Source organism: Haloarcula amylolytica JCM 13557, from assembly GCF_000336615.1.
GTDB lineage: Archaea > Halobacteriota > Halobacteria > Halobacteriales > Haloarculaceae > Haloarcula > Haloarcula amylolytica.
Genome location: NZ_AOLW01000015.1, coordinates 289,550 through 306,408, shown reverse-complemented (window position 1 = coordinate 306,408; position 16,859 = coordinate 289,550). Strand labels below are relative to the sequence as shown.

At 64.0% G+C, this 16,859-nt stretch carries 17 protein-coding genes; 10 read left to right on the top strand and 7 right to left on the bottom strand.

Annotated features, from left to right (window positions below; all coding sequences use genetic code 11):
- Window positions 1-153: 153 nt before the first annotated feature.
- Together C442_RS07405 and C442_RS07400 are read left to right on the top strand one after the other, a co-directional pair.
- Window positions 154-2,436, top strand: coding sequence for a DUF6789 family protein (locus C442_RS07405; RefSeq protein WP_008309183.1), 2,283 nt, complete (start codon window positions 154-156; stop codon window positions 2,434-2,436).
- A 3-nt stretch (window positions 2,437-2,439) separates the two neighbouring features.
- Window positions 2,440-2,964 (top strand): hypothetical protein, encoded by a 525-nt coding sequence (locus C442_RS07400; RefSeq protein ID WP_008309181.1) that lies wholly within the window; start codon window positions 2,440-2,442, stop codon window positions 2,962-2,964.
- Between the two features lie 24 nt (window positions 2,965-2,988).
- On the opposite strand, the gene C442_RS07395 is transcribed toward C442_RS07400, so the two are convergent.
- The gene (locus C442_RS07395; RefSeq protein ID WP_008309179.1) at window positions 2,989-3,804 is read right to left on the bottom strand and encodes a cytochrome c oxidase subunit 3; all 816 of its coding nucleotides are present in this window, start codon (window positions 3,802-3,804) and stop codon (window positions 2,989-2,991) included.
- A 105-nt stretch (window positions 3,805-3,909) separates the two neighbouring features.
- Here C442_RS07395 and bioB point away from each other — a divergent pair, with 105 nt between their 5' ends.
- Genes bioB through bioD form a run of 4 tightly spaced genes read left to right on the top strand, consistent with a single transcriptional unit; the run spans window position 3,910 to window position 8,050 of the window.
- Complete coding sequence (bioB, locus tag C442_RS07390; RefSeq protein WP_049942887.1) at window positions 3,910-5,013, top strand: biotin synthase BioB; 1,104 nt, start codon at window positions 3,910-3,912, stop codon at window positions 5,011-5,013.
- A 2-nt stretch (window positions 5,014-5,015) separates the two neighbouring features.
- Window positions 5,016-6,095 carry a saccharopine dehydrogenase family protein gene (locus C442_RS07385; RefSeq protein ID WP_008309174.1) on the top strand — a complete coding sequence of 360 codons (1,080 nt, stop codon included), beginning with the start codon at window positions 5,016-5,018 and terminating at the stop codon, window positions 6,093-6,095.
- A 21-nt stretch (window positions 6,096-6,116) separates the two neighbouring features.
- The gene (locus tag C442_RS07380; protein ID WP_008309172.1) at window positions 6,117-7,319 is read left to right on the top strand and encodes an aminotransferase class I/II-fold pyridoxal phosphate-dependent enzyme; all 1,203 of its coding nucleotides are present in this window, start codon (window positions 6,117-6,119) and stop codon (window positions 7,317-7,319) included.
- On the top strand, window positions 7,316-8,050 hold the full coding sequence (bioD, locus tag C442_RS07375; RefSeq protein ID WP_008309169.1) for a dethiobiotin synthase: 735 nt from the start codon (window positions 7,316-7,318) through the stop codon (window positions 8,048-8,050). Before C442_RS07380 ends, bioD begins: the two co-directional genes overlap by 4 nt.
- 198 nt (window positions 8,051-8,248) lie before the next feature.
- Here bioD and C442_RS07370 read toward each other — a convergent pair whose 3' ends face one another.
- Together C442_RS07370 and acs are read right to left on the bottom strand one after the other, a co-directional pair.
- The gene (locus tag C442_RS07370) at window positions 8,249-9,325 is read right to left on the bottom strand and encodes a phosphotransacetylase family protein (RefSeq protein ID WP_008309167.1); all 1,077 of its coding nucleotides are present in this window, start codon (window positions 9,323-9,325) and stop codon (window positions 8,249-8,251) included.
- Window positions 9,322-11,427, bottom strand: a complete 2,106-nt coding sequence (gene acs / locus C442_RS07365; protein ID WP_008309166.1) for an acetate--CoA ligase alpha subunit — start codon at window positions 11,425-11,427, stop codon at window positions 9,322-9,324. The genes C442_RS07370 and acs overlap by 4 nt, the downstream gene beginning before the upstream one ends.
- A gap of 133 nt (window positions 11,428-11,560) precedes the next feature.
- Here acs and C442_RS07360 point away from each other — a divergent pair, with 133 nt between their 5' ends.
- Both C442_RS07360 and dpsA read left to right on the top strand, forming a co-directional pair.
- Entirely contained in the window at window positions 11,561-11,950 is a 390-nt protein-coding gene (locus tag C442_RS07360; protein WP_008309165.1) for a hypothetical protein, read from the top strand.
- Window positions 11,951-12,127: 177 nt separating this feature from the next.
- Window positions 12,128-12,661, top strand: a complete 534-nt coding sequence (gene dpsA, locus C442_RS07355; RefSeq protein ID WP_008309164.1) for a DNA starvation/stationary phase protection protein DpsA — start codon at window positions 12,128-12,130, stop codon at window positions 12,659-12,661.
- Window positions 12,662-12,796: 135 nt separating this feature from the next.
- On the opposite strand, the gene C442_RS22075 is transcribed toward dpsA, so the two are convergent.
- Window positions 12,797-12,946 (bottom strand): hypothetical protein, encoded by a 150-nt coding sequence (locus C442_RS22075; RefSeq protein ID WP_008309163.1) that lies wholly within the window; start codon window positions 12,944-12,946, stop codon window positions 12,797-12,799.
- Window positions 12,947-13,094: 148 nt separating this feature from the next.
- Here C442_RS22075 and C442_RS07350 point away from each other — a divergent pair, with 148 nt between their 5' ends.
- Both C442_RS07350 and C442_RS07345 read left to right on the top strand, forming a co-directional pair.
- On the top strand, window positions 13,095-13,679 hold the full coding sequence (locus C442_RS07350; protein WP_008309162.1) for a DUF7547 family protein: 585 nt from the start codon (window positions 13,095-13,097) through the stop codon (window positions 13,677-13,679).
- Between the two features lie 79 nt (window positions 13,680-13,758).
- Window positions 13,759-14,238 carry an HTH domain-containing protein gene (locus C442_RS07345; protein ID WP_008309161.1) on the top strand — a complete coding sequence of 160 codons (480 nt, stop codon included), beginning with the start codon at window positions 13,759-13,761 and terminating at the stop codon, window positions 14,236-14,238.
- Between the two features lie 197 nt (window positions 14,239-14,435).
- Here the strand turns inward: C442_RS07345 and C442_RS07340 are convergent, their stop codons facing one another.
- The 3 genes from C442_RS07340 to C442_RS07330 all read right to left on the bottom strand — a co-directional run bounded on the left by C442_RS07340 (window position 14,436) and on the right by C442_RS07330 (window position 16,856).
- Window positions 14,436-14,816: a Zn-ribbon domain-containing OB-fold protein gene (locus tag C442_RS07340; protein WP_008309160.1), complete on the bottom strand. Its 381-nt coding sequence runs from the start codon at window positions 14,814-14,816 to the stop codon at window positions 14,436-14,438.
- Window positions 14,813-15,964, bottom strand: coding sequence for a thiolase family protein (locus tag C442_RS07335; protein WP_008309159.1), 1,152 nt, complete (start codon window positions 15,962-15,964; stop codon window positions 14,813-14,815). The genes C442_RS07340 and C442_RS07335 overlap by 4 nt, the downstream gene beginning before the upstream one ends.
- Before the next feature lie 64 nt (window positions 15,965-16,028).
- A complete protein-coding gene (locus C442_RS07330; RefSeq protein WP_008309158.1) occupies window positions 16,029-16,856 on the bottom strand; it encodes a DUF7551 domain-containing protein in 828 nt (275 codons plus the stop codon).
- Between the last annotated feature and the right edge of the window lie 3 nt (window positions 16,857-16,859).

The following is a 16,859-nucleotide window of genomic DNA, read 5'->3' as shown; positions in this document are numbered from 1 at the left end:
TCAAATAACTTGCCCAAAGCTGCGCTAGCTGAGGGGTGACCGCTACTGGACCCAGGTTCCCAGCGTAGTTTTATCAGCGTGGGCGTGTCAGAGATTGGTAACGTGTAGCATGACGAAACGAGCAACCGTTCCGGCACGACCGATTACACACAGATGCTGAACAGGGCTATCGTCGAGGGGACCGCCCTGGCCGTACTGGCGCTATCAGTGCTTTTCGTGTGGGTCCGGGAGCGGCGAAAGGCGCGACCCGAGAGCGACGGCGGCTACACGACTCGGGAGGAGATCGAGTTTGAGATCGGTCGAATCCAGTCCGAAGTGTACCGCTGGCTGACGACGACAAACCACCGCGATATCGGTCTGCTCTACATCTTCTTTGGCACCGCCGCCGGTCTGTGGGGCGGCGTCGATGCAATGATGCTCCGGACGGAACTGCTGACGCCGCCGGCGGACATCTGGACGCCGGAGACGTACAACGCGCTGTTTACCACCCACGGCCTGACGATGCTGATATTCTTCGTCCTGCCCGTGTTCTTCGGCATCGGGAACTACGTCCTGCCGCTGCTCATCGGGGCCGACGACATGGCGTTCCCGCGGGTCAACGCTATCGGGTTCTGGCTCCTCCCGCCGGCGCTGATTATGGTCCGGATGGGACTCATGATTCAGGTACTCGGCCAGATTCTGAATCTCGTGCTCCCGGCGGACGCCATCCGGTTTTTCCTCACGATGCGCGAGGTGAGTATCGGGTGGACGCTGTACGCCCCGCTGTCCGTGCAACAGCCCAATCCACAGATAGACCTGCTGTTGCTCGGCTTGCATCTCTCCGGCATCGCCACGACGGTCGGCGCTATCAACTTCATCACCACAATCGTCTACGAGCGCGGCGAGGGCGTCACCTGGGCGAACCTCGATATCTTCTCGTGGAACATGCTCGTCACGAGCGGGATTGCACTGTTCGCGTTCCCACTGCTGGGGAGCGCGCTCGTGATGCTCCTGCTAGACCGGAACCTCGCGACGACGTTCTTTGCGACGGAAGGCGGTGGTGCTATCCTCTGGCAACACCTGTTCTGGTTCTGGGGCCACCCGGAGGTGTACATCCTCTTCCTCCCGGCAACGGGGCTGATGAGCCTGATCTTGCCGAAGTTCGTCGGCCGCAAACTGTTCGGCTACCAGTTCATCGTCTACTCGACGCTGGGGCTGGGCGTCCTCTCCTTCGGCGTCTGGGCGCATCACATGTTCACGACGAGCGCGGACCCGCGGGTCAAACTGTCGTTCATGGCGGTTTCCATCGCTATCGCCGTCCCGAGCGCGATCAAGGTGTTCAACTGGATCACGACAATGTGGGAAGGGAACATCCGCCTGACTGCGCCGTTTATCCTCTGTGCCGGCGGGATAGGGACGTTCATCATCGGTGGCGTCACCGGCGTGTTCCTCGCAGTTATCCCGATCGACATCCTCTATCACGGCACCTACTACGTCGTCGGCCACTTCCATCTCATCGTCGTCGGCATCATCCCGTTCCTGATGATCGCCGCGAGCTACTACTGGTACCCGCTCATCACTGGCCGGTGGTACGACACGCGGATGGCGAGATTCCAGGCGCTGCTGATCGTCTTTGGCTCGTTCGTGACGTTCATGACGTTGCTTGTCATCGGCGGGCTTGGGCTCCCGCGACGACAGGCCATCTACCCGCCGGAGTACCAGTTCGCCCAGCAGATCGCGACCGTGGGCGGCTACATCATCGGCCTGAGCGCCCTGCTGTGGCTGTACAACATGCTCGTCTCTTACTGGCGGGGGACGCCCGTGTCGACGACGGACCCGTGGGGCTTGAAGGCGACGAGCCAGTTCACCCGAGAGTGGCAGTGGTTCGAACAGCACATGATGGACAAGTACGATATGGAGCCGACCGAGCCCGAGACGACGCGGCGCTCCTACGCCCCTGAAGCCGAGCCGACCGGACTGGCCGGCGGCGTCGGGACCGTCGCCGAGACCGTCTCCCGGAACGCCTGGATGGCCGCAGTCGGTGGGTTTGTCGGCACGGTCCTGATGAGTGGCGGACTCATCACGGCGATACTCATCGGCGTCCTCGACCCGGTTTCCTTCAGTGAGATTGCCGAACTGGTCGGCCTGCCTTCGAGCCCGGCCATCGGGGCCGCCCTCTTCCTCGTCGGCGGGACCGTCACCTGGCCGCTCCTGTTCCTTGCGTTCTCCGACTACCTCCCCGGTCGGCTGCTGTTCGAGACCGGGCTGGTGTTCGCGACGCTGATATCCAGCGGGTTCGCCATCGCGTTCTACACCGGGCAGAGCGGGCTCGCGTTCGTCGGGTATCTCACTTTCGTGCTCGTCTCCCACTGGGCGTACGGCATCGGGCTGACTGTGACCTTCCAGTACCTCAAATCCGACGAGTCGCTTCGGACACGGACCGACGGGGGCGGCTGACAGATGAGCGACGGCGCTGACTCGTTCGTCTTTCAGTATCTCGCGCCCTTCGTCGGCGTCCTGCTCATCGCGGTCGGTATCGCCGGAGCCGTGCCCGGCGGCTACGCGATTATCGAGCCGGACCTGGAGAACTGCGGGAACCCGACCATCGGTGTCGAATCACCCGAAGCAACGGTGGAGCGGTTCGGCGGGGACGAGCCGGGACCGCGGCTCCCGCAGTTGGCCTTCGACGACCTCTCCCCGGACGAACAGACGGCGTTCCTGACGGCCGTAGACGACCCGGTTGGCGAGGAGCAGGTCGTCGGTGACGTGCCCAACGCCGACGCCTTCCGCCGCGGAGCCATCGTTACCTACGAGGGCGAAGAGTATTACGTCACCCTCGTCGCCGAAAATACGTGTTTCGCGGCTCTCCCGCTCCAGTTCCCGCTCGGCGTGTTCGCCATTGCGCTTGGGTTCCTCGGCGTCCTGGCCCCGCCGCTGTACCGACGGCTGGTGCGGCTGGAACAGCGGGCCGGCCGGTCGAACTAGGGGTTTCGTGCGCTCAGCGTGGGGTCAGAGGGCAGCGCCGACGTACAGCACGACGACGAGGAACACCCACACCAGGTCGACGAAGTGCCAGTACAGCGACGTGGTCCGGATAGCTGTGTCCCGCCCGGGCGTGTAATGGCCCCGGAGCGCGCGCCCGAACGCGATAGCGAGCAGCAGGACGCCGAGCGCGACGTGGAGGCCGTGGAGGCCGGTCAGCCCGTAGAACGCGCTTCCGAACGCGCCGGAGCCGATGCTAAATCCATCGACGGCGACGAACTCGTAGTACTCGTACACCTGCCCGGCGAGGAAGACGACGCCGAGCGCGAGCGTCACCCCGAGCAGGCCCAGGAACCGCCGCCGGTTCCCGTGTTCCAGCGCCTCGTGCCCGTAGTGGAGCGTCACGCTGCTGGCGAGCAGTAGCACCGTGTTGATGACCACCAGCGAGCCAAGCAACGGCGGGAGGTGGGCCGGTGGCCACGACCCGGCCCGGATGAAGGCGTAGTAGATGAAACCGGCGGAGAACGTCGCCACGTCGGAAACGAGGAACAGAACCATCGTCGTGGCGTACAGGTCGGAATCGCTGTCCCCGCGGTTCCGGACGTAATCGGCGATGAATGCCTCGTTGGCCCACCCGGCGAGTCCGGCCAGCAAGCCAATCGCACCAGCGCCGCCGAGTGCGATCGGGACCACGGACGGGACCAGGTCGAGCCCGACAAACACCAATCCGACGCCCAGGTACAGCGACGCAGCACCGATTGCAGCTATTAGAGGCCACCGACTCCGGTGTTCGTGGCCGTCTTCGCCGGCGTGTTCGGTTGCCGTCTCCGTCGAACCAGCCATGTGACTGCGTAGCAGTGGGTCTGGTAAAACGGTACCCCCACGATCTGTGTGTCGGTCGCCGGACCCACCCGAATCTTTATCAGACCGTCAACCGACAGCGAGAATGTGGTTTACGAGACGGGCAACCAAACGATAGACGACGCTGTCGCACGCGTGCTGGACGGCGAATGCCTCGACCGCCGGGACGGATTGGCTCTCATCGCACAGCCAGTCGACGACCTGGCGGCCGGGGCCGACTACGTGCGCACGCAACTGGGTGACGACACCGTCGACGCGTGTTCGATCGTAAACGCCAAAGCCGGGAACTGCGCGGAGGACTGTGGCTTCTGTGCCCAGTCTGTCCACTTCGACACCGGCATCGACAACTACGGCTTTCTCGGCCCGGAGAAGATACTGGAGGCCGCAAAACGCGCCGAACGCGACGGCGCACAGCGGTTCGGTATCGTCGTCGCCGAGAAGGGCGTCTCGAAGGAGAACCGCCCCGAGGAGTGGGCGGAAGTCCTCGAAGCCATTCGCCTCGTTCGCGACGAGACGGACGTTGAGGTCGACGCCAGCCTCGGTATCCTGACTGAGGAGGAGGCCGCGATTCTGGCCGACGAGGGGCTCAACCACTACAATCACAACATCGAGACATCACCCCGATACTTCCCGGAGGTCGTTCAGACCCACACCTTCGAGAAGCGGGTCGAGACGCTCCGGGTCGCCAAAGACGCCGGCATGGACCTCTGTGCCGGCGTCATACTTGGGATGGGTGAATCGCCGACAGACAGGGTCGATGCGGCGATGGCTCTGCAGGACATCGGTATCTCCTCGCTCCCGGTCAACATCCTGAACCCGGTCGCTGGCACCCCCATGGCCGAACAGGGGCTGCCCGACATCACGACCGAGGAGGTCGTCAAGACCATCGCGGTGTACCGCCTGCTCCACCCCGAGTCCCGCGTGCGCCTCACCGGCGGACGCGAGGTCAACCTCGACACGGACGGACAGGTGGCCGCGCTGGAGGCCGGTGCTGACGGTATCCTCACTGGCGATTATCTCACAACCGAGGGCCAGACGGCGGCCGACGACCTCGAAATCATGGCGGAGGCCGGGCTTGAACCGAACACCGAGGCCAACGAGTTCGACCCCGAAGCGGTCAAAGAACGCGCGGCTGACGAGACGGCGGCAGGGACAGCACAGACCAAATCAGAACTCAAATCCGACGACTGACAATGGACGACATACGCTTTGCAGTGCTTGGAACCGGTGGCATCGGACGGCGGACGCTCGAAGTCTCACAGCACAAGGACGGCCTCACTGCCGTCGCAGCCTGTGACCGCAACGGCGTGGCTATCGACCACGACGGTCTCGATGTGGACGAACTGCTGGAGTCGACGGAGGGTAATATTGCGAGCGGGCCGCAAGATGACGGCCCCGACGACGTTGCGACCGACGGCGGCGCGGCCGCCGCCAAAGCCGACGGCGTCAAACAGCACGGCGAGCAGGCCGGCATCGTCGCCAGTACGCAGGGCGAACCGACGGAAACGCCCATTGACGACATTATCGCCGAGAGCGATGCCATCGACGCGGTGCTGTTGGCGCTCCCGAACCTCGAACACGACTTCATCCCGCGCGTGGCCGAACGCTTCGCCGAGGCCGATTACGAGGGCGTCATGATTGACGTACTCAAACGCTCCCGGGTCATCGGGATGCTCGACGACCGCGAGGACAAACTGAAAGAGTCGGGCATCACGTTCGTCTGCGGGGCCGGTGCGACCCCCGGCTTCCTCACCGGCGCGGCAGCCCTGGCCGCCCAGTCCTTCGTCGAGGTCGAGGCGGTCGAAATCTGGTGGGGCGTCGGTCTCAAGTCCGGCTACGAGGACAACCGGGGGACGGTCCGTGAGGACATCGCCCACCTCGACGGCTACGACATCGAGACGGCCCGCGAGATGAGCGAGGACGAGATCGAGGCACTCATCGACGAACACGACGGCGTTCTGGAGTTCCACGACATGGAGCACGCCGACGACGTGCTGCTTGAGCGGGCCGGCATCTGTGACGCCGAGGATGTCCACGTCGGCGGCGTCCTCGACGTCCGCTCGGACGAGAAACCGACCACAACGACGGTCAGCGTGACGGGCACGACCTTCGATGGGGAAACGGGCACGAACACCTTCGAACTGGACGACGTGACTAGCATGGAGGCCAACGTCAACGGCCCGGCGCTTGGCTACCTGAAAGCCGGCGTCCGCAACAACCGCGCCGGCCACTACGGCGTGTTCGGCCCCGCTGACCTGATGCCCGGCTTCTGAGACCGCCCGATTCTCCTCTTCATGACTCACGGCTTCGATTTGAACGACCGACTCGAACAGCGCGACGCACAGAACCTCCGCCGGCATCTGGAAGTCGCCGAGTCCGTCTCGGCGCGGACCCGCTTTGCCGACGACCCGAAAGGCGAACCACCGGCGTTCGGCGACGAAGCCGTCGTCTTCGCCTCGAACAACTACCTCGGGCTGGCTGACGACAGCCGGGTCCAGCGAGCGGCGGAACTGGGCGCACGGACCGTCGGCACCGGCGCAGGGGCTTCGCGGCTGGTCACCGGTGACACGCAGGTCCACCGGGCGCTGGAACGTGACCTCGCAGCCTCGAAAGGGGCCGAGCGAGCGTTGGTGTTCTCGTCGGGATACGCGGCCAATATTGGAACAATCGACGCGCTGGCCCCGGATGTCGTCTTTTCGGACGAACTGAACCACGCCTCGATTATCGACGGCTGTCGCGTCGGAGCGAGCGAGACGGTGGTGTACGACCACTGCGACGCCGACGACCTACGTGCGAAAATGGAACGGCGAGCGGCGGACGCGCCCGGGGACGAACAGTGGCTCGTCGTCACTGACTCCGTGTTCTCGATGGACGGGGATATCGCGGCGCTATCAGCCATCTGTGACGCAACCGACGAGTACGGCGCGTCGCTGATGGTGGACGAGGCCCACGCGACAGGACTGTTCGGCGACAGCGGCGGTGGCGTCGTACAACGCGAGGGGCTGAGCGACCGCGTCGACGTGCAGTTGGGCACGCTCTCGAAGGCATTGGCGAGCCAGGGCGGCTATATCGCCGGCGACGAGACGCTTATCGAGTATCTGCTGAACGCCGCCCGGTCGTTCGTCTTCTCGACCGGGCTATCCCCACCGAACGCCGCGGCGGCCCGCGAAGCGCTGCGAATCGCTCGCGAGACCGACCGCGCGACAGAACTCTGGGACACTGTCGCCACCCTCCGGGACGGGCTGGAGACGATGGGCTACGAGGTGCTCGGCGAGACGCATATCCTCCCGGTCGTCGTCGGTGACCGCGGGGACGCGCTGGAACTGGCCGATAGACTGCGCGACCACGGTATCGTCGCCCCTGCGATCCGGCCACCGACGGTACCCGAAGGGACCGCTCGTATCCGGGTCGCGCCGATGGCGACACACACCGCCGACGACATCGCGCAGTGTCTCGACGCCTTCCGAACCGCCGGCACAGAGGTGGGCGTGCTATGAGCGATACGAGCGAGGATTCGGGCCCTGACCGCGAGACCGGCCACATCGCCGAGGACGGTGTGTTCGTCGTCGGCACCGACACCGGCGTCGGCAAGACGGTCGTGACCGCCGGGCTGACGGGCTGGCTGCGGGAGCAGGGGACCGAAGCAGTCGCCGTCAAACCCTGCCAGACCGGGCATCCGCCCGATGACGACGCGGCGTTCGTCCAGTCCGTCTGCGGTACGACCGAGGCCGCGGTCTGTCTGAAGTGGTTGTCGCCACCGCTGGCACCGGACGTAGCTGCGAAGGAATCAAACGACGACGTCACGCTTTCCTACGAGTCGATCCGCGACGGGGTCGCCGATGTCGTGGCAGGAAGCGAGACGGCTGTCGTCGAGGGTATCGGCGGCCTGCGCGTCCCACTCGCGGACGGACGGGAGGTCATCGACCTCGTTTCGGATGTCGGGCTTCCCGCGCTGGTCGTCGCCCGTTCGGGGCTCGGAACGCTCAATCACACGGCGCTGACGGTGCAGGCGCTCCGTCAGAGAGGCGTGCCGGTCGTCGGTGTCGTTCTCAACGAGTACGAAGGCGCGACGACCGCAGAGCGAACGAATCCGAACGTTATCGAGCGGATGACCGGATGCTCCGTCTGGCCCGTTCCGCCGCTGGACGTCGAGTCGTCAGACAGCGTGATTTCGGGGATCAGCACAGATCTCCCGCAGTCGGTGGTACGGCCAGCTATCGACCAGTAGCTGTCCATACGTGGCCGAGCAAAGGGGATAGAACGGGGGCAAACCCCCGTCGTGTGACACTACGGAGCCGGTAAGGCTCCATCTGATACTTGACTACCAACCACTAAAATAGTAAGGCACGTTTCATGTGGAGGTTTCGCCCTAGCGCGGGGCCATGTTCCGTTAGGAACGGACTACTGCCCAGCCGAAACGACGGTGCTACAGATCGATTGACAGCAGCGCCTCGATATCGACACCGTCGTCCAGTAGCGACTGCATACGGTCGACTGTTGCCTCGTTGCGCGTCTGGCCGGTCCGGAGAACCTCCTCGACCCTGTCTATCGTCGTCCGCGTGTCCGACTGGACTGACAGCACTGGGACGTTTTTCTCGGCCGCCTGTCCGATGACCGCACTGGCGGGCTGGAACCCACCCGTGAGGAGTAGCGCCTTGATACCGGACGCTTCGAGAGCAGCGGTCTGGACCTCCGAGCGGTCGCCGCCGGTGACGACGACGGCATCGCGCGTCCGCCGGAAGCGTTCGAGTGCGCTGCTCCCGCTCATCGCACCGACGCTGAACCGCTCGACGTGGACGTCGGTGTTGGCATCGCCAGTGAGGATGTCCGCGCCGAGGTTCCGGGCGAGGTCGGCAACGGTGACGCCGGCGAGCGAGCGGTCACGCGGCAGAATGCCGTGGACTGGAATCCCCTCGCCTTCGAGGAACGGAACCACGTCGTCGGCGAGTTCGTCCACCGTCGCGTCGGTGACGCCGTTGAACAGGACGCCGTCGAGCCGATCACCGATCGCCCGGGCCGCGGACAGAATCTCGTCCGTATCACTGGGCGTATCGTAGCCGGTGACTAACAGCACGCGGGCGTCGAGCAGTTCCGCGATATCGATGTCCGTGAGGTCGACGATACTGCCGGTCGTCAGGTCGCTACTCCCCTCGACGAGGAGCAGGTCGGTCCCCTCTGAACACGTCTCGATGCCCTCTTGCAGTCGCTTGCGGAGGTCGTCCGGGTCCTCACGCCCGCGGATGGCTTCTTGAATAAACGTCGGCGAGTAGACGATGGGTTCCATGTCGTGGAGGTCGGTCTCCAGATCGAGCAGTTCGCGGGCGAGCATCGGGTCCTCGTCCCGCGTCTTGCCGACCGCGCTCCGCAGGCGCGTCCCCTTGGGCTTCATGTAGCCGACGTCGTAGCCCGCGTCGTGGGCACGCGTCGCTAGCGCGAGCGTGATAGCCGTCTTGCCGATACCTTCCTCCAGTGACGTGACGAGTAGCGTGTTCGTGTCGGTCATAGTTTCTCCTGGTCGAGGGTGAGTCGCAGGTCGACCGCCTGCACCCCGTCGGGCGTCGCGACGAGGGGGTTGATGTCCAGTTCGACGATAGCGGGGAAGTCAGTGACGAGTTGCGAGAGCCGCTGGATGGTTTCCACCAGCGTCGCTTCGTCGACGGGGTCGCGGCCTCTCGCACCGCGCAACAGCGGTGCGGAGTCGATGTCGTCGAGCATCCCTTTCGCCTCGTTCTCGCTGACGGGGGCGACACTGACAGTGTTGTCTTCGAGCACCTCGACGAAAATACCGCCGAGGCCGAACAACAGCAGCGGCCCGAACTGCGGGTCGCGGTTCATCCCGAGGATCGTCTCGACGCCGTTGTCGAGGTCGACCATCTCCTGTACCTGAACGCCGAGAATTGTCGCATCCTCCTGGTAGTTGCGCGCCCTGACGACGAGGTCCTCGTAGGTGTCCCGGACGTCTTCGACGGGGACACCGACCTCGACGCCGCCGATGTCCGACTTGTGCAGGATGTCCGGGCTGACGATTTTCATCACCACGTCGTCGCCGATCTCCTCGGCGATAGCCTCCGCTTCGACGGGCGAGGAGACGACATCGCCCTGCGGTGTCGGAATCCCATACGCGTCGAGCAGGTCCATCGCTTCCACGCCGAGCCGGTTCGACCCGCGGCGGGCACCGGATTCGAGTATCTCGCGGGCCCGCTCGCGGTCTACGTCGAACGTCGTCGGCTCCTCGTACTCGGTCGCCCTGATCTCCCGATAGCGTCTGAGAGCGTCCAGACTCCCGACCGCGCGGGCCGGATCGAAGTAGTTCGGCACGCCCGCCTCGCTCAGGACGTTCGCACCGGCGTCGACTGACTTCCCGCCCATCAGCGTCGCCGCGACGGGTTTCTCGAACCGCTCCTGCTGTTCGACGACCCGTTCCGAGAGTTCCTCGAAGGAAAGCACTGCCGTCGGACAGGCGACGACGACGGCCATCGAGACGCTGTCGTCCGCAAGTACCGTTTCAAGCGCCGTTTCGAAGCGCTCCGCGGGAGCGTCCCCGATGATGTCGACCGGGTTGTAGATGTTGGCTTCCTCGGGCATCTCCTCGCGGAGCCGGGAGAACGTCTCGTCGCCGAACTGCGCGAGTTGCAGGTCCGAGTCGCCGACGGCGTCGGTCGTCATCACGCCGGGGCCGCCGGCGTTCGTGACGATGGCGATTTCGTCCCCGTCCGGGAGCGGTTGGCCGGCGAGAATCTGGGCGTAGTCGAACAGTTCCTGTACGGATTCGACGCGGAGCGTCCCAGCCTTGTCGAGGCCGGCCTCGTAGGCCCGCTCCGATCCGGCCATCGCACCGGTGTGGGAGGCCGCCGCGCTCGCACCCGCGTCCGTGCGACCGGACTTGACGAGGACAATCGGCGTGTCCTGTGTCACTTCACGGGCTGTCTGTACGAACGACGACCCGTCGTTGATGTCCTCCAGATAGCCCAGAATGACGTCGGTATCGGGGTCGTCGCCCCACTCGGCGACGAAATCGCTCTCGTCTAGCACCGCTTTGTTCCCGAGCGAGACGATGTCTTTGAAGCCGACATCGCGCTCGGCGGCCCAGTCCAGCACGGCGGTGATGAACGCGCCCGACTGGCTCATAAAGGAGATGTCGCCGTCGCTGGCCATCTCATTGCCGAAAGTGGCGTTGAGCCCGACGGGGGTCGACATCACGCCGAGGCTGTTCGGGCCGACCAGATTCAGGTCGTATTTGCTGGCCGCCTCGCGGAGCCGCTGCTCGCGTTCGGCCCCATCACTGCCGGTCTCACCGAACCCGGCAGTGATGACGACGACGTTTTCGATACCCGCTTCCCCGGCGTTCTCGATGACGTCGACCGCCACCGTCGGCGGCACGACGACGACAGCCACGTCGACCGTCCCGGGGTCTTCCAGGCCGGCGAGGTTGTCGTAACACGGCAATCCAAGCACTGTCTCTTTGTTCGGGTTTACGGCCACGACCTCCCCTGCAAACGAATCGAGCAGGTTCGTGGTGACCGCGTGACCGACGGACCCCTCCGAATCGGTCGCCCCGACCACTGCGACACGTTCCGGCGCAAACAACGTCGATAATCGTCCCATGCCTCTACTCGGTGGTTACAGGGGGGCCCGAATATAGATGTGGGGAACTCCCAACAAGCGGGAATCTAGACGATTCATTACCGCGATTTCGGTGTGACGGTGTTTTTGTTCGTCACCCCCGTAGCGACGTCCGATGACTGACGTAGCGCTCTTAGCACCGTTCGACGACGAAGTGGTCCGTGGAGTCGCAGGGGCAAACAGCGTCGACGAGGAACAGTTGCGAACCGCGCTCGCTGACCACCAGCAAACGATGCGTGACAATCCCGGTGTCGAGGACCTCGTCTACGAGTGGCGAAAGCGGTTCGACGACGCAGTGCTACGCCGCACGCCCGAGACGTTCTTTATCGCGGTCAGAGAAACTGTCTGGGAAGAGTACGGCGCACATCTCGGTCTGGACGACTACCTCCTCGCCGCGGTCGTCGCAGTCCATCAGGAGCAAGTCCTCCGTGAGACAGCGGTCGACAGCAGCGCAATCGACGAGGACACCGTCGCTCTCGTCGTTTCCCGGCCGTCGTCGGAGTAGTCCTATCCCTTTTATATCAAGCGCAGAGTGCTGACTCGAGCGAGGGTTGGTATCAGCGGATAATATTTCTGTTCAGGTAACCAGCCATTCTATCTTAGAACATATTTTTTGGGTTCCCGAAAACATATTTTCACAAAACAATCTTTAAGTGGCTTCCCCCTGTACAATAAGATGACTATGGCAACACAAGAGCACGTCCGACGCGAGTTCGGGGAAGTCGAAGAGAACGAACTCCGCCTCGACAAAGAGAAGTCCGAGCAGGTTATCAACGCGCTGAATCAGGACCTTGCGGACACGTACACACTGTACCATCAGGTCAAGAAGCACCACTGGAACGTCGAGGGTGCCGAGTTCCGCGACCTCCACCTGTTCCTCGGCGACGCCGCCGGCAACGCCGAAGAGGCAGCCGACGAACTCGCGGAGCGGGCCCAGGCCCTCGGTGGCACGCCCGTCGCTGGCGGCAAGGCACAGGAAGAGCACGCGTCGGTAGAACCGGAAGGACAGGACGTGTACGACATCCGGACGTCGCTCGAAAACGACCTCGAGATGTACGGCGACATCATCGAGTCGCTCCGTGATCACATCGACCTTGCGGAGAACCTCGGTGACCACGCGACGGCGCAGATCCTCCGGGAAATCATCGTGCAGACCGAGGAAGACGCCCACCACATCGAGCACTACCTCGAAGACGACACGCTCGTCTTGGACTAACGTCGGCCCACCGCCTTCTCCCGAATTTTCTGGTACTGGTAGCGTCGCTACCCAGTTCATATCGTGGAGAGACCCGCCTGTGAAGAAAGTAACTCAGGAGTCAGAGGAAAGAGAAACGCGGGGCGGACGAACGGACTACCGTCGGAGCTCGACGGTGACGTCGGTCGAAATCCAGCCGTCTCGGTTCCCGTCTTCGGTAAACACGGTTCTGTCAGCACCGCTGTCCAGTGCTGCTACGTCCGGGCGGTCCTCGGAGGCCTCGACATCGTCCGTCTGTGATGGCATTACCTGAGTTAGGCACCCCTAAAGCTAAAAGGATTTTGGTTGGCCTAATCATCTGTGGATGCCAGCCCCCACACCGGGGGCAGAGACGACACGAAACCGGCCGGCCACACGGCGCGGCCTTTAGTACCCGAGGCGACAAGAGAGAGGTATGAGTTCGGACGACGACCTTTCCGCCCTGATTACGGACCTCGTTACGACGCTACAGGAACTAGAGACGGAGGTCGAGCCCACGACCGACAGCGGCCTGCCGCGGCCACCGACACCGAGCGAACTCCTCCGGTTCACCAGCGACGTGACCATTCCTGCGGTTATTCTCGTGTTGAAGACCAACATCGAGGCGCTGAAGATACTCCGTCGAGCCCTCCGGATGGCCGAGGGCCGGCCGACATCGACCGGGTCCGCCTCGGATGAGGTGCGACAGCGTGCGAGTGATCTGAGTCGGGCCACGCTCTCTCGCCTCGACGGTGCGTTGACCGACCTCCAGCAGGCTGTCGAAGGGACACCGGAAGATGAAGAGGCCCGCGAGCTTATTCAGGAAGCCCAACAGTTGCGTGGCCAGATCCAGGATAGATTAGCCGATGAACCGGGGGTGAGCGAGGAGGTCGACTCCGACCAGGTTACTGAGGTCCCAGTGGACGTAGACGCCGAACTACGGTCGATAAAGGACGATATCGAAGGTCCAGACAGGGACGACACCGGTACCGAAGACGGAGAGGGGAGCGACGAGGAGTAAAGAGCTTCAGCGCGGTGTGATACTTTCATCTCTACAAACATAATGATTTATTATGTCACAGAGCTAGGTACGAATACCGATGTCCAGCTCTACTGCTCCGGGCGGTCGTCGGGCGACCCTGTTCGTCCGGTCTGACCTCCCAGCGCCGTCACAGAAACGCTGTACCGCTATCGAACGTGAGCTACAGGAGCTGGTGTGCCGTGGCGTACTCGACGACGTCGACACAGTCGAGTGGGAGAAGCGCGTGCCGCTGCAGGGCTCCGGTAATGGAACTGAACGGGACCTGTACAACGAGTTTGCGGACTGGGCCCGCGAGGCTGGTGTCTGCCTCGCGCCGTTTTTCGACACCCGGCTCTGTTACAGTTCGACGACGGGCGAGAAGCGCCGCGAACTCGTCATGCCGGCCGTCTGCCTCGCAGTCTACGAGAGCGGTGACCTCGTGCAGGTTGCCCCCTTCGCCGACAGAGGCCGAACTGAGTCCGTCGAAGAATGTATCGCTGAGCTGGCCGAGACGGGGGGCCTTCCCGACACCTATTCGACAACGGTCTCGACCGTATAGCGCACTCACGTTCTGTTCACGGCTTCTACGTCGTCTCCGGCGGCGACGGGTACAGCATACTCAGCGACGCAACTGTCCTCGTCTCGTCGAACGAGGGTGCACTCCTCTCCGATCTCGTCATCAACACTATCGAGGAACAGGGGACGATCTCGCCGACGACAGAGGGTCGGATTATCCGACAGGGCGAGGAGAGCTGATCAGACCGGGTCCCAGCGGTAACCGTCCCAGTCCTGGCTCTCGGGGACTTTGATACCCGCGTCGGGGTCGCGGAGTTCCTCGACGTAGACGGGTTCGACCGTGTCACCTGTTTCGACCTCGTCCGTGGTCACCTGCCCGAGCGCGCGGACGAACTCATCGCTCGCATCGGAGACGTCCGTTATGTCGAACTCGACGATAGCCAGCGTGTTGGGCTCGCGGACGCCCGGCGGCGTCGCTGTCGAATGAGTCCAGGTGACGACTTCGGCGGTCCGGTCCGCGAGGTCGAACGTCTCTTCCTGTGGTTCGCCACACTCCGGACACAGCGGATGGGTGGGGTACGAGACGTGACCGTTCGCGCACATGCCTGCTTCCAGCGTCATTCTGCGGCCTCCATGATGGTGGTGATGACACAGTTGCCGAACCCGCCGACGTTACACGCCAGTGCGGTGTCGGCCTCGACCTGTCGCGGCCCGGCCTCGCCGACGAGCTGTTCGTAGATTTCGACGCCCTGTGCGACACCGCTTGCCCCCAGCGGATGGCCCTTCGACTTGAGCCCGCCGGAAGTGTTGATGGGCAGTTCGCCGTCCTTCGCGGTGGCCCCGTCCATTGCCATCTCCCAGGCTGTCCCTTGCTCGGCGACACCGATACCCTCTAGCTGGAGGAACTCCAGAATGGTGAACATGTCGTGCAGTTCGGCCACGTCGAGGTCCTCGGGGCTGAGGCCGGCCATCTCGTAGGCCTCCTTGCTCGACTCGACGACCCCGCCCATGACCGTCGGGTCGTCCCGCTCGTGGACGACGTGCGTGTCCGTTGCCCCGCCGATACCGGAGACGAGGGCGTACTCGTCGGTGATCTCTTTGGCCCGTTCCTCTGTCGTGAACATGAGCGCGGCGCTGCCGTCCGTGATCGGACAGAAGTCGTACAGCCGCAACGGGTCCGCGATGATGGGCGACTCCAGCGCTTTCTCCATCGTGATCTCCGTCTGGAACTGCGCCTTGGGGTTGTCCACGCCGTTTCGATGGTTCTTGACCGCGACCCGGGCGAGCGACTCCCGCGGGGCGTCGAACCGCTCCAGATAGTGCCGGGCGGTCATCCCGGCAAAGGACGGGAGCGTCACGCCGTGTTTGTACTCGTCGGGGTGGGTGATCGAGGCGATGATGTCGGTCGCCTGGCCCGTCGTCTTGTGGGTCATCTTCTCCCCGCCGACTAACAGCGTCATCTCACTGGCCCCGCTGGCGACGGACTGCCAGGCTTCGTAGATGCCTGCTCCGCCCGAGGAGGAGGTCTGGTCGACCCGTTCGCTGTAGGCCGGAAGCACCCCCAGGTCGTGGGCCAGCAGGTTCATGATTCCCGTCTGCCCTTCGAACTCGCCGCTAGCCATGTTCGAGACGTACAGGTGCTCTACGTCATCGGGCGCGACGCCGGCGTCCGTGAGACACTCCTCGCCCGCCTGCGAGAGCAATTCGCGGATCCAGGCGTCACGTTGCCCGAATTTCGTCATTGACGCGCCGATTACTGCGACTCCCATACCTGTGCCGTCACAGGGGTCTCGTGTATGTATTACGGTCCGACCTATAGAACGAATGGAATGTTCATGCAGTCGTCGCGACGACTGAGAGCCCTTCGGCGGGTCGGTCACCAGCCAGTGAAACGAGCAGCCGCCAGCCGTCCGCAGTTCGCTCCGCTTCGGCCATCTGTGGCGTGATACTCGTCCGTCGCAGCAGTTCGACGGCAATCGGCAACACTGGGCAGCGGAGGTCCGACAGCGTCGGGCGATAGTTCTGTAATGTAATATATCTGGAACAGCGGCCGGGACCGACCGCGGCGGGTTCGATTGCTGTCTCGTCGACCAGCCCCGCTGTTTCGAGGTCGGCGACGGCGTCCCGGACCGGCTCAGGCCCGCTTGGCTTCCTCGGTAACTGGCCGGCGGCTTCGCGGAGGGTGTCCGCCTGTACTTCCGGGTCGAGATTGTCGGCGATCGCCGTGGCCATGCTTTCGAGCATCGCCAGACAGAGGCGCTCGCGGTTCTCCGTCTCCTCGGCCGCTTCGAGGTAGCTGTCGATGACTGCCTGCTCGACGGAGCGATGACGGCCCGACAGCACCTCGAACAGCGACCCGGCGACCGTGTGACAGTACTCCGGGAGCGACGCCGGGCCAGTCCTGACGGCGTCGGTCCCCCACGGCGCTTCACAGACGATGAGGCCGTGGACGGTGACACGGGGGTCGTAGCGGCGGAGGGCACTCCGGTAGGCGGTCGCGACGCTGGCCGCTTCGGCGGCCGTCTCGCGGTCCGGGAACTGCATTCCCGACACCGGGAACGGCGGCGTGCCTGTCCGGGCGCTGACGACGCGATACGGCCCAACAGCCACGCTGAGATCCGAGAGCCTGTCACGGATGTCCGCGAGTGTTCGTCCGACCATGGT